Here is a 12115-nt window from a genome sequence, read left to right as displayed (position 1 = left end):
CCGCTAAGGACTTCATCCGACGCTACGGCGGATAGCGGAACGAAAGACGGCGGGGAACAGTTCCGACTTCCTGCGCACCTCCTCGAGCTGTTGGCCCAGCGTGACCTGTGATCAGGTCCAGGGACCGCGGATCGGCAGACGCTCGGCGGGGATGCGTGACTGCAGATAGGACCGCATCTGCTCGACCTCGCGCGGAGATCCGATCCCGCGCAACTTCATCCGCACCGTGGTCGTTGCCGTGTTGTTGTAGCTGATCAGCAGCGAGGCGGTGTGCGTGAGATACTCGCGCGCGTCGCGCACATAGGTCGGTGGTTCGGTGATCTGGTAGTACCACACGAACTGCCTGGAGCGCCGAAACACCCCGGTACTGACGTCCATTCCGTAGTCGTACAGCTGCGTGGTGTACGCCCGCGTCCGGATGTAGACAGTGATCGGCGACAGCGCAATGTTCATCAGTAGCAGCAAGGCAGCCAGCATCAGCAACTGCGCCAGCGGATAAGTCGCTTCGGGGTCGACGAAAGCGAAGAACGGACGCGCGAAGAAGACCATCGACAACAACGTCGCAACCGAACCGAAGGGCAGGATATGCCGCGCGCGCAGGCGCAAGGTCATTCCCGGGTTGCCGCGTTCGGCGACGTAGGACTGCTCGATCATCTTCCGCACCGGCGGCACTGCGCCGGCGCGTTCACACTGCCGCAACCGCGCCTCTGTGTCGGCATAGTCGTTCACTGCCAACACATTCCGATACCGTGCCGCCGCGCCCGCGAGATCTCCCTGATCCTGCAGAAGCCTGCCGAGCTGGTATTCGGCTCCGTAGTGCCCCGGATGGGCGGCAATGACCCGGCGCAACGTCTCGCGTGCTCGAGCTCGCTCACCCAGGTCGAGCTGGCACACGGCCAAGGCATACAAAGCACCGACATCGCCGGGCCGCTCGGCCAGGAGGGAGGTCAGTACGGCACTTGCTTCGGCCAGACGCCCTTCCCCGCGCAACGTCTTCGCTTGCTCATATCTGCTATCCGCCACGACATCTCCCCGTTTGCTGATCGTGAATCCATGCTTGACCTGGAGCGGGTCAGTCGCGCATGAGGTAGTGGAAACTCCGCGTGGGGTCGTGCTCGCCGCCGGCGGGACAGTGGGTGGCGGCCAGACCGTTGTCGGCGAAGAACATGACATTGCACTTGAAGCAAGACCGCCAGCCCGCCTGGGCGCCGGGCCCGTTGTTGGCGACGTCGGTTTCCATGCGGAAGGAGACCCAGGAGGCCCCGCCTGGAGCGATCTCCCTGTCTCCCTCGCTGTGTAGGGCGAGGGGCGTGGGGTTGTTCGGACAGACGCCTCTGCCGACCTCGCCGTCGCCGTAGTAGAAGGCGGCTTTGCAGTACCTGCACCAGTGCCAGCCGATCTGGCCGTTGCCGGGCTCGGTGGACTTGCGCAGTTTGTAGACACTGCCGTGCTGGTAGTGGCTGTGGTCCCACAGATGGGTGACGGGGCAGTGTCCGTTGTCGCCGCCGCCGTTGAACCACAGGCTCTGGCACCGGTCGCACCAGGGGAACGCGGTAACCTCGGCACGCGCCGGAACGTCGCCGAGCGACAGACCCGCGGTGACCGCCGCGCCACTCCACACCGCCCTTCGCAGCACGCTGCGCCGCGAAAGACCGATGGGCGCCGGATTTCCGTCATTCATCGACATGTCTCCTCCGAAGCTGTGACCTGCCCCGAACGATAGATTTCCGTGCCGCGCCCCGGTATACGAAGAACTTCGTATACCAGTCCTCAATCGGGCTGCTCTCCGGGAAGCGGCCATAGACAATGTGGTAATGACGGCTTTGCCTGGGGGAGACGCCAAGCGCATTCACGATCTTGCGATGGAGATCATCACCGAGAAGGAACCGGTACGGGTCTGGCCACTACTCATGGAGAGGCTGACCGCCGACCTCCCGTGCGACTTGGCGGTTCTCATCGACCTGGACTGGGCGGCCGGCACCGGCCACGCCCTCACCGGATCACCCGATTGGCTGCACGAGGCCCCGCTCGACGCACTGATCCACTCGCACATGCGATCTCATCCGCTGCTGCGCCACTACGCGCGGACCCGCGACTCGACACCGCTGACGATGGACGAGGTCGCCGACGACCGCTGGTGGAAGAGCGAGGCCTATTGCGCAGGCAAGGAGGCGATCGGAATCGACCGCCAGCTGGCGCTGCCACTGGACTCCCGTCCGGGACGGATTCGCGGCGTCATCATGAGCCGCACCCGTCAGGGCTTCACCGACCGCGACCTCGAATACGCCCAGCTGGCCCGATCACTGCTCAACACCGTCGAAGCCCACGAATCAGCAGCATTCGCCCGACCGATACCCGCCGATCCGTCCGAATACACAATAACCCCCCGCGAAATCGCAGTACTGACGCTTCTCTCCAAGGGGCTGACCGCCCACGCCATCGGCACCCGACTGGGGATAAAGGAAGGCACGGTGACCAAGCACAAGGAAAACCTCTACCGCAAGCTCGGCGTCCACGATCGCGTCGCAGCGATACGGAAGGCGCAGCACCTCGGCCTCGCGCTCCCGCCGGAGCCACTCCGAGGAGTTGAGCTGCCCCGCAACTCTCCTCGCTGAACCCTGTGCGTTCCTGGGAGGCGCTATGGGCACCTACCTATGGTCGGACTGGTGCGGTCAGTATCGTCAGCGCATATCGGGCCGACCAGCCCCGAAACCCCTTGGCAGCAGATCAGGTCGCGGCCGGTTCGGTGACCGGATCCGGTTGCGCGGCAGCCGATCCTGGCATCCGCGCGGCCATGCCGACCAGGCCCGCGAGCGCGGCGACCGCTGCTGTCGCGTACCAGCCGCGCCGGAAGGCGTCGAGCGTCGCTGCCGGGCCCACAGGCGAGCCCAGCACCGCGACGAGGACCGCCACTCCGACGGCAAGGCCGATCTGTCGCGCCATGCTCAGCACCGCGGACCCGGTGGCGAATCGGTGGGGTGGCAATCCGCTGGTCCCCGCGGCGAATGCGGTCGGCAGCGTCAGCCCGACACCGATGCCGCTGACCACCATGCCACCGAGCAGGCCACCCACGTAGTCGGGTTGCAAGGTGATTGCCTGCGCCCACCACAGCATGCCAGCGGCGAAGACGATCCCGCCCGCCGCGATGACCGGCCCTGCGCCGATTCTGCCGATGAGGCGCCCCGCCAGAATCGCCACCACCGGTACCATCAGCGGGCCCGGCGCGATGGCCAGGCCGGTGCGCAATGCCGACCAATCCCACACGTTCTGTGCCCAGAGCACTGCCGAGAGCAGCATCGCGCCGAACGCGACATTGAAGAACACCGCGTTGCCGGTCATCAGCGCGAAATTGGGGGCGCGTAGCAGCGCCGGGTCGACCACCGGGCTGTGGTGGCGGGCCGAGGAGACGACGAATGCGATCGCCAGAATCGCCGCTGCGGCGAAGGCGGCCAGCACGCCGGTCGCCGACCAGCCCCAGTCCTGGCCCTTGACCAGTGCGAGCACGAACGTGGCGATCGTGCCGACCAGTAGGGCGGCACCGAGCAGATCGGGCAGTCTGCCGCCGTCGCCCGGCGGATCGGGCAGCATTCGCAGCCCGACGACCACGGCGACCAGCCCGATCGGCACGTTCACCAAAAAGACCCAGCGCCAGCCGAATTCAACGAGGATTCCGCCCAGCACCGGCCCGAGCGCCGCGCCGAGCCCGCCGAACGCGACCCACAGCCGCACCGCGGCGGCGCGCCGCTGCGGAGGGCTCGCCGCCAGCACCAGGCCGAGTGAGGCAGGGGTCAGCAGGGCGCCGCCTACGGCCTGGATCACGCGGAACACCACCAGCGACCCGACGTCCCACGCAGTCGTGCAGAGCGCCGATCCGATGACGAACACCGCGAGTCCGAGGAGAAAGGTGGTGCGGATGCTGCTGCGATCACCGAGTCGCCCCGCCGGGACCAGCAGCGCGGCGAACACGATCGCATAGGCGTTGAGCACCCAGGACAGTCCGGAGAGCTTCGCTCCGGCGAAGTCGGCGGCCATATCCGGCAGAGCGACGTTGACGATGAACAAGTCCAGGCTCGACAGCAGCACGCCGACCGAGACGATAGCGAGCACGACCCGGAAGTCGGCGGCGGGCCGATTCGCCTCCGTGGCAGGGGAATTCACGATCCGCTCCGTTTCAGCCGAGTACGCGGCGGGTCTGCCGGGCCGAGGCGAGTAGCTGCCCGCCCCGGTTCCGGATCGCGATGTCGTCCACCGACCAACCGCCGCCGGTCGAGGCGTTCGTGGCCCGCACCAGCACGGGCCGGCGCCCAGCGGGGTCGCCGTGCAGGTACATCGACTGCGCCACGGTGGGGACCGCGACAGGCGCGCCCAGCGTGGGGAACACGAGCGTCCATGGGGTGAGTTGCATCATGAAACGCACCATAGAGTAGTGAGTTCTATGAAGCAACTGACTATGCTGACGGGTATGCGCAGGACGAGCTTCACGGACATGAACTGCTCGCTGGCCCAGTGTCTCGAGGTGGTCGGGGAGTGGTGGACGTTGCTGATCGTGCGCGACGCGCTGTTCGGCGTGACGCGCTTCGACGACTTCCGCGCCCGCCTCGGCATCGCGCGCAATGTGCTGACCCAGCGGCTCGAGCATCTGGTGGACCACGGCGTGCTCAGCCGAGAGCCCTACCAGGACAACCCGGTCCGCTACGACTACCGTCTGACCCCGAAGGGACGTTCGCTGTGGCTGGTTGTCACGGCGATGCGCCAATGGGGCGACGAATGGGCGGCACCGGACGGCCCGCCGGTACAGTCGCTGCACACAGGTTGCGGACACGTGGCGACCATCGAGCCGGTGTGCTCCGCGTGCGGAGAACGCGTCGGAGCCCGCGATCTGCGGCCGGTGCTCGGGCCGGGCGCCAAGGACCCATTCCTCCTCCCGTCCGGCTGATCAGGGCCCGCGCGGCGCGGTACGCCATGCGGCGTTAGGCTGCGGCGGTGGCGGACGGGCGAGTGCGGCAGCTGATCGACACGGTGGCGTGGGTGCGGATCGAGGACGGACGGATCCTGTGCGCCAGACCGCGCGGCAAGGACGTCTTCTATATCCCCGGCGGCAAACGCGAGGGCGGCGAGACCGATATCCAGACGCTGGTGCGCGAGATCGAAGAGGAGCTCGCCGTCGCGCTGCTGCCCGAGACCGTCGCGCACGTCGGCACCTACGAAGCGGCGCACGGTCCTGCGAGCGCCGCAGTGGTGCGGATGAGTTGCTACACCGCCGACTACCGCGGGACGCTGTCCGCAAGCAGCGAGATCGAAGAAGTCGCGTGGTTTCGCTACGCCGACCGTGTCCTCGTTCCGCTGGTCGACCAGCTGCTATTCGACGATCTGGTGCACGCCGGTCTGCTGCGCTGAATCGCGGGCCGAACAGCGCTACCGTCGGCACTATGTTGTGGCTTCGGGCATTCCTTCGGTATGCCGCATATGCGCTGTGGGCGTTGCCGCTGGCGGTACGGCGGGTTCCGACCCGATTGCGGGTGCCGCGGCGAATGCTGGGCGAATCGGTTCTTCCGCACATGTTCTCGGTAGCCCGATCGGTGCTGCACTCGCTGCTCAGTGGCGTCGTCGGCCTGCTGGCCTGGTTCCTGGCATTTCTCGCGGTGATCGCCGCGATCCGGGGGATCTGTTATCCCCTGATCGCGCGCGACAATCTCGAAGGGTCCTGGGGCGGGCCGACATTGGCGGGCGCGTGGGCAGTGCACGCCGTTCTCGGCGTCGGCCTGCTGCCGGTCTGGCTGCTGGTCCTGGCCGGGCTCGGCGCGTTCCAGGTGCGCCTGACCCGCGGCCTGCTCGGCCGGAACGGGCTGTGGTGGCCCGCTCCGATCGCCGTAGCGTTGGCCGCGGGCGGCGCGCTGCTGTTCGTCGCCTGGCTGCGCCGAGTGTGAGCGTTCAGCAGACGGACGGCCGACCGACGGATTGTCCTTTCAGCAGGCAGATCAGGGCCTGCAAGACTTTCCGTCCATCCTGCGCCGCCGGTACCGTCGCGCGGTCGGGTGACCCGACAGCGCTGCCGTCGGGAGACCTCTCAGGTGGTGACCTGTGCGCGCTGCGCCCGCTGGATCAGATGCTCGACGAGGGTCAGGAGCACGGTCTTACACGAGCCGCGGTCACGGGCGTCGCACAGCATCACCGGGGTGACCGTGTCGAGGTCGAGTGCGTCGCGCACTTCGTCGATCGTGTAGCGCGGTGAGCCGTCGAAACAGTTCACCCCGACCATGAAGGGCAGCCCGCGCCGCTCGAAGAAGTCCACGGCGGCAAAGGAATTTCCCAGCCTCCGCGTGTCCGCGAGCACCACCGCGCCGAGCGCGCCGCGCGCCAGTTCGTCCCACAGGAACCAGAACCTGTCCTGGCCGGGCGTGCCGAACAGGTAGAGCACCAGGTTGCGGTCGATGGTGAGCCTGCCGAAGTCCAGCGCGACCGTGGTGGTGGTCTTCTGCTCGACGCCGGAGAGGTCGTCGATGCCGGTGCTCATCTCGGTGATCAGCTCTTCGGTGCGCAGTGGCGCGCATTCGCTGATCGCCGACACCATCGTGGTCTTGCCTACGCCGAACCCGCCGGCGACGAGGATCTTGACCGACGCGGCCAACTGCGGCACGCCGCTCGGGTCAAATTTTACGGATTCCATCCAGTACCGCTCGCAATATGTTGAGGTCATCGGGTCCGGCCTCTGTCGGGACAGGGGCACGGAAAATCAATTGCCCATCGCCGATCAGATCACCGACGAGGATCTTGGTCACCGCAAGCGGCAACCGCAACTGGGCGGATACTTCGGCCACGGTCTGTGAAATCCGGCACAGCCGAAGAATATCCGAATATTCCGGTTCGAAACGCCGGAGTGCGGGCGCGGAGTGGTCGACGACCACGGACGTGAGCATATCCAGTTCGGGTCCGGCGCCCGTGGTGCGTCCCCGGGTGAGCGCGTAGGGACGCACCAGCGGGCCTGCCGCCTCGTCGAACCAGGGCTCACGCGGGTGGATCATGGCAGGTTGGGCTCGACCTGTCCGACGAGATCCTGCCGCGGGGTGGTGGACAGGTAGTTGCCGACGCGCTGAACGGTCAGGTTCATCTCGTAGGCGACCATGCCGAGATTCGCCGACTCGGCGGCCTGCAGTGCCAGACAGGCATTGTCGCCCGCGGAGGTGACGAACAGCACCGCGCGGTCGAGTTCGATGACCGCCTGCCGGACGCCGCCGCCGTCGAATCGGTTGCCCGCACTGCGCGCCAGACCGTAGAGCGCCGACGACATCGCGCCGAAGTGTTCGGCGTCCTCGCGGCTCATTCCGCTGGAGCGGCCGAGTAGTAGGCCGTCAGTGGACAGCACCACCGCGTGGCGCACGCCCGCCAGCCGGTCGACGAGATCATCGAGCAGCCAATTGAGATCACCTGCGGGAGAAACGGACACCCCTAGCCTTCCTGTTCGTCCGAAATGACGGCGCGGCGGCCCTGCCGCGTCCCGTTCTCGATGGCCGACATCAGATCACGGGCCTGTTCGGCAGAGCGTACGGGTTGCGTGGACGCGGCTTGCTCCTGGACGGGTTGCGCCAGTTGCGGTGCGAGATTGGTCTGTCGGTTCCGCCGGGGCAGCGCGGGGCGGCCGTCCGGGCCCGGCCGCGCCTCGGTGAACGGCCGCGGCGCGTAGCGCGGGGGCGCGGCCGGCTCGATGGCAGGCGTCGCGACCGAGGGTATGCCGGTCGGCGCGTAGTCGCCCGCACCCGCGGGTGTGCCGTTGACGCTGTGGCGCCTGCTCGGATCGGTGAGCTCCGCCGGTGTCTGCGGCGTGTCCGGCTCGCCGGTGATGAGCGCGGACGGAATGATGACGATCGCTTTGATCCCACCGTAGTCGGAATCCGACAGCCGCACCGTGATGCCGTGGCGCGCGGCCAGCTGGGCGACGACGAACAACCCGAGCCGGGAGTCGGCCGACAAGGCGGCCAGGCCGAAGTCCGGTGGGTTGCGCAGCATCTCGTTCGTCTTGGTCACCTCGGCCTCGGACATCCCCATGCCCTGGTCGGTGATCTCGACCATCGCGCCCTTGCCGACCACGTTGCCGGTCACTTCGACCCGCGACTGCGGCGGGGAGAACGACGTGGCGTTGTCCGCCAGCTCGGCGAGCAGGTGGATGAGGTCGGCGACCACGGAGCCGAGCACCTGGATATCGGGCAGCCGGCCCAACCGGACCCGCGCGTAGTCCAGCGTCTCGCCGACCGCGCTGCGCACCAGGTCGATCAGCGGAACCGGGTTGCGCCACTGCCTGCCCGGCTTGCCGCCACCGAGAATGGTGAGGTTCTCGGCGTTGCGCCGCTCGCGCGTGGCGAGGTGGTCGAGGCGGAAGAGGGTGTCGAGCAGGATCGGGTCTTCCTGCCGCTGCTCGGCCTCGTCGAGGATCTCCAGCTGCCGGTGCACCACGATCTGGCTGCGGTGCGCGATATTCAGGAACACCGCCTTCACGCCTTCCCGGGTGCGGGCTTCGGCCACCGCGGCGGCGACGGCCGCGGAGTGCGCGTGCTGGAACGCCTTGGCGACCTGGCCGATCTCATCCTGGCCGTAGTCCAGGTCCGGGGATTCGGCCGCGGCATCGACGGTTTCGCCATCGCGCAGCTTGCGCATCATGTCCGGCAGCCGCTCGTCGGCCAGCGCGAGCGTCTCGCCGCGTAGCCGCTTCAATCGGCGAATGACTCGGTTGGCGATGACCACAGCGACGAGAAACGCCAGCCCGCTGACCACGAGCACGCCGCCGCCCGCGACGGCCGACCTGGTTGCCGCGGCGGCGGCCTTGTCCTCGGCGAGTTTCTGCGAGGCCCGGTTGTGCGCGGTCCAGGCATCGATCAGGCCGCGGCTGACTTCGGCGGCGGCACTGTGCCATTCCTGCGTGCTCAACGGCAACGGGGGCGGGGCAGCGGCGCGCGTGCCGTTGCCGGACGTGCTCGAGCCGGTCGGAGCGGCGGCCGGGACGGGCGCCATGGCGCGCTGGGCGATCGCGTTCTCCATCGCGGTCAGCTGCTGCCACGCCGTCCCCGCGGTGAGGGTCTGCAGGTGCTGCTGCTCCGCGCCCTCGAGTTCGGCGCTGAGCGCGGCGATCTCGGTGTGGTAGAAGCCGATCTGCCGGACGTACTCCTCGACGGGGATGGACGGGGGATGGGCGCCGTCGCCGTATATCGCGCCGAGCGCGTCGCTGCGCGCCATCGCCTCGGTGGCGTTGAACAGCCGCATGCCGGTGGCGATGCGGACGGCGATCTCGGCGTCCGGCGCGGTCTGCTCGGCGACTTTGGTGCCTACCGAGATCACGTCGAGCAGCCGGTTGAAGAAGAGGTAGCCGTCCGCGGGCGGCAGCGCGGCCGCGTCCACGCCGGAACGCACCGCCGTCATGTGCTGCGTAAGGGTGGTGAAATTGGCGACGTTGTCGCCGAGCTTCGAGTCGTCCACGTCGCGGATACCCTCCGACGCCGCGACGAGGCCACGCAGGGCCGCGTCCAAGCGCATCCGCGCGGCGCCGAGGGCGGGCGCGACGGTGCCGTCACCGGACAGCTGCGCGAGCGTGAGGTGGCGTTCCTGCTGAACCGCTTCCATCAATTCCCTGGTCGAGGGAATGGCCTTCTGGTTCTCCGCGGCCCAGTCCTTCGCTTTCGTGCCCTCCGCCACCAGGTAGCTCGCAGCGCCCACGCCGACGACAAGCAGAGTCAGGCTCGGGATGAGCGCGATCGCCAGAATCCGGGTCCGGACCCCGAGCCTCGCTCTGAACATCCGCACAACGTAATGCACGAACCCGGTCTTCAGGGCCTTCTGTCCCAGTGAGCGGGACTCGATTTGACTGGGACCAGGCCATTGTGGGTGATCGGCTTGCCCGACGAAAGTGATTGCCTCGGCGCATAACTGGAACACACGGAGTGGTATGCGGGTGCGCATCCCCGCTGCCACGACGGTCGACACGGCGCCCGTCGCGCTCGCGGCGGGTTCATGACGAGCGATGCGCGGCGTAGATTGTGTGTATCCGGGAGTTACTCACAAGTAGGAGGCGACGATGCCCGCGCCGGAAGCCGACGTATTCGCAAGACTGAGCGCGCTGGCCGCGATCGAGGCGCCCACGGACCGACAGCACAAGACGATCGTCGAGACGTTCACCGGAAACGCGCTTGGCAGCGTGCCCGTGGGCACCGCGGCCGACGTCGCGGCCGCGTTCGACAGGGCCCGTGCGGCGCAGGCGCGCTGGGCGGCGCGGCCGGTGGCCGAACGCGCCGCGGTGCTGGAGCGCTATCGGGCGCTGGTGGTGGAGCACCGCGAGTTCCTGATGGACGTGGTGCAGGCCGAGACGGGCAAAGCGCGCTGGGCGGCCCAGGAAGAAATCATGGGCCTGATGTTCGCGGCCCGCTACTTCGCCAAGGTCGCACCCCGCTTGCTGAGCACCCACCAGGTCCCGGGCGCCTTTCCGGTGCTCAATCGGGCGTCCGTTCGGTCCCACCCCAAGGGTGTTGTCGGTGTCATCGCGCCGTGGAACTACCCACTGCTGCTCTCGATCGGCGATTCCATTCCGGCACTCATCGCGGGCAACGCCGTGGTGGTGAAACCAGACAGCCAGACCCCGTTCTCCACGCTGGCCGGCGCCGAACTGCTCTACCGGGCGGGTCTGCCGCGGGAGCTGCTCGCGGTCGTGCCCGGACCGGGCGCCGTGGTCGGCACAGCGATCGTCGACGCGTGCGACTACCTGATGTTCACCGGGTCCTCGCAGACCGGCCGCCACCTGGCTGAGCAGTGCGGCCGGAGGCTGATCGGCTTCTCCGCCGAACTCGGCGGCAAGAACCCGATGATCGTCGCCAACGGCGCCGACCTGGACAAGGCCGCCAAGGCCGCCGTGCGCGCCTGCTTCTCCAACGCCGGACAGCTGTGCATCTCCATCGAGCGGCTCTACGTCGAGCGGGACGTCGCGGCGGCGTTCACCGAGAAATTCGTCGCGGCGGTGAACGCCGCGAAGCTCGGTGCGGCCTATGACTATTCGACCGATATCGGCAGCCTCATCTCCGAAGCGCAGCTGGAGACGGTGGCCAAGCATGTCGCCGACGCCACCGGCAAGGGCGCGAAGGTGCTGACCGGCGGCAACGCGCGCCCGGACCTGGGGCCACTGTTCTTCGAACCAACGGTGCTGGCGGAGGTGACCGACGAGATGGAGTGCGGCCGCGACGAAACCTTCGGCCCGCTGGTGTCGATCTACCCTGTCGACAGTGTCGAGGAGGCCGTCCGGCTGGCCAACGATACCGACTACGGTCTCAATGCCTCGGTCTGGGCGGCGAGCAAGTCCGAAGGCGAACGCATCGCGGCGCGGTTGCACGCGGGCACCGTATGCGTGGACGAAGGCTATGCACCCGCCTGGGGCACCACAGCTGCCCCGATGGGCGGCATGGGCATCTCCGGCGTCGGGCGTCGCCACGGCCCCGACGGCCTGCTGAAGTTCACCGAACCGCAGTCCATCGTCGTCACCCGGTTTCTGAATCTCGATGCGCCGAAGCTGTTCCCGAACGGCAAGTGGCAGGCGTTCCTGATGACCGTCGCCCGCAGCCTGCGCTTCCTGCCCGGTCGTTGACGCGCGTCCGCCCGGGTGGTCGTGCCCACCCGGGCGGACGCCCTACCGGCTCGCTGACGCAGCTCAAGCCAACCGGTCGGCTCCGGTGCGCGGCGGACCGCCGTCCGCCAGCGCTGCTGCTTCCTCGTCGGTGAGCAGCCGGGACTTGATGACGAAGCGCGTGTCCTCGGGCGTTTCCGCAGAGCAGCCGCGCCCGTCGAGCACGTCCAGGGTCAGGTGGGCGTGCTTCCAGCGTTCGTATTGCTCGGCGCCGACCCAGAATTCGGTGTGCCACGGCAGGGTGCCCAACAGCACGTCCGCGCCGCCGATCCGGGCCTCGCGGATGGGCAGGCACCTCGGCGCGCTCCCGTCACGATCCACGCCGGACTGATGGAACAGCACCGCGCCGTGCTGTTCGATCATGCGACGCAACACGATCCTGGCACGGTCGGTGATCTCCACCCTGCGAGTGCGCGGCGCCATCGCCGCTCCGTCCGCCACACGTCGATGGCGTGGTCGTAG

General features: G+C 68.1%; 14 protein-coding genes. 5 read left to right on the top strand and 9 right to left on the bottom strand.

All coding sequences use genetic code 11. The features are described from left to right. Window positions 1–111 precede the first annotated feature (111 nt). Window positions 112–1023 (bottom strand): tetratricopeptide repeat protein, encoded by a 912-nt coding sequence (locus tag OHA40_RS33830; protein ID WP_330230865.1) that lies wholly within the window; start codon window positions 1021–1023, stop codon window positions 112–114. 49 nt (window positions 1024–1072) lie between these two features. Further along, window positions 1073–1681 (bottom strand): hypothetical protein, encoded by a 609-nt coding sequence (locus tag OHA40_RS33825; RefSeq protein ID WP_330230864.1) that lies wholly within the window; start codon window positions 1679–1681, stop codon window positions 1073–1075. A gap of 133 nt (window positions 1682–1814) precedes the next feature. Here OHA40_RS33825 and OHA40_RS33820 point away from each other — a divergent pair, with 133 nt between their 5' ends. After that, window positions 1815–2615 carry a helix-turn-helix transcriptional regulator gene (locus tag OHA40_RS33820; RefSeq protein WP_330230863.1) on the top strand — a complete coding sequence of 267 codons (801 nt, stop codon included), beginning with the start codon at window positions 1815–1817 and terminating at the stop codon, window positions 2613–2615. A 112-nt stretch (window positions 2616–2727) separates the two neighbouring features. Here the strand turns inward: OHA40_RS33820 and OHA40_RS33815 are convergent, their stop codons facing one another. Together OHA40_RS33815 and OHA40_RS33810 are read right to left on the bottom strand one after the other, a co-directional pair. Next, complete coding sequence (locus tag OHA40_RS33815) at window positions 2728–4158, bottom strand: MFS transporter (protein ID WP_330230862.1); 1431 nt, start codon at window positions 4156–4158, stop codon at window positions 2728–2730. Between the two features lie 13 nt (window positions 4159–4171). Beyond that, window positions 4172–4507, bottom strand: coding sequence for a hypothetical protein (locus OHA40_RS33810; RefSeq protein ID WP_330234470.1), 336 nt, complete (start codon window positions 4505–4507; stop codon window positions 4172–4174). Here OHA40_RS33810 and OHA40_RS33805 point away from each other — a divergent pair. From OHA40_RS33805 to OHA40_RS33795, 3 genes are read left to right on the top strand one after another with little or no spacing between them, the layout of a single operon-like run. Continuing rightward, complete coding sequence (locus OHA40_RS33805) at window positions 4463–4936, top strand: winged helix-turn-helix transcriptional regulator (protein ID WP_330230861.1); 474 nt, start codon at window positions 4463–4465, stop codon at window positions 4934–4936. The genes OHA40_RS33810 and OHA40_RS33805 overlap by 45 nt on opposite strands. Before the next feature lie 47 nt (window positions 4937–4983). Further along, window positions 4984–5397 (top strand): NUDIX hydrolase, encoded by a 414-nt coding sequence (locus OHA40_RS33800; RefSeq protein WP_330230860.1) that lies wholly within the window; start codon window positions 4984–4986, stop codon window positions 5395–5397. A 32-nt stretch (window positions 5398–5429) separates the two neighbouring features. After that, window positions 5430–5927: a hypothetical protein gene (locus OHA40_RS33795; protein ID WP_330230859.1), complete on the top strand. Its 498-nt coding sequence runs from the start codon at window positions 5430–5432 to the stop codon at window positions 5925–5927. A gap of 140 nt (window positions 5928–6067) precedes the next feature. Here the strand turns inward: OHA40_RS33795 and OHA40_RS33790 are convergent, their stop codons facing one another. From OHA40_RS33790 to OHA40_RS33775, 4 genes are read right to left on the bottom strand one after another with little or no spacing between them, the layout of a single operon-like run. Next, the gene (locus tag OHA40_RS33790) at window positions 6068–6667 is read right to left on the bottom strand and encodes a GTP-binding protein (protein ID WP_330230858.1); all 600 of its coding nucleotides are present in this window, start codon (window positions 6665–6667) and stop codon (window positions 6068–6070) included. Beyond that, window positions 6648–7022: a DUF742 domain-containing protein gene (locus OHA40_RS33785; RefSeq protein WP_330230857.1), complete on the bottom strand. Its 375-nt coding sequence runs from the start codon at window positions 7020–7022 to the stop codon at window positions 6648–6650. The genes OHA40_RS33790 and OHA40_RS33785 overlap by 20 nt, the downstream gene beginning before the upstream one ends. Continuing rightward, window positions 7019–7444, bottom strand: coding sequence for a roadblock/LC7 domain-containing protein (locus tag OHA40_RS33780; RefSeq protein WP_330230856.1), 426 nt, complete (start codon window positions 7442–7444; stop codon window positions 7019–7021). Before OHA40_RS33780 ends, OHA40_RS33785 begins: the two co-directional genes overlap by 4 nt. A gap of 2 nt (window positions 7445–7446) precedes the next feature. Next, window positions 7447–9783 (bottom strand): sensor histidine kinase, encoded by a 2337-nt coding sequence (locus OHA40_RS33775; protein WP_330230855.1) that lies wholly within the window; start codon window positions 9781–9783, stop codon window positions 7447–7449. A 277-nt stretch (window positions 9784–10060) separates the two neighbouring features. On the opposite strand from OHA40_RS33775, the gene OHA40_RS33770 reads away from it, so the two are divergent. Beyond that, the gene (locus OHA40_RS33770) at window positions 10061–11614 is read left to right on the top strand and encodes a succinic semialdehyde dehydrogenase (RefSeq protein ID WP_330230854.1); all 1554 of its coding nucleotides are present in this window, start codon (window positions 10061–10063) and stop codon (window positions 11612–11614) included. A 63-nt stretch (window positions 11615–11677) separates the two neighbouring features. Here OHA40_RS33770 and OHA40_RS33765 read toward each other — a convergent pair whose 3' ends face one another. Beyond that, entirely contained in the window at window positions 11678–12076 is a 399-nt protein-coding gene (locus tag OHA40_RS33765) for a DUF779 domain-containing protein (RefSeq protein WP_330230853.1), read from the bottom strand. Window positions 12077–12115: the final 39 nt, after the last annotated feature.

It is taken from the genome of Nocardia sp. NBC_00508 (assembly GCF_036346875.1).
Lineage (GTDB): Bacteria > Actinomycetota > Actinomycetes > Mycobacteriales > Mycobacteriaceae > Nocardia.
The sequence above is the reverse complement of the archived record's forward strand: the minus strand, read 5'-3'. Positions and strand labels throughout refer to the sequence as shown.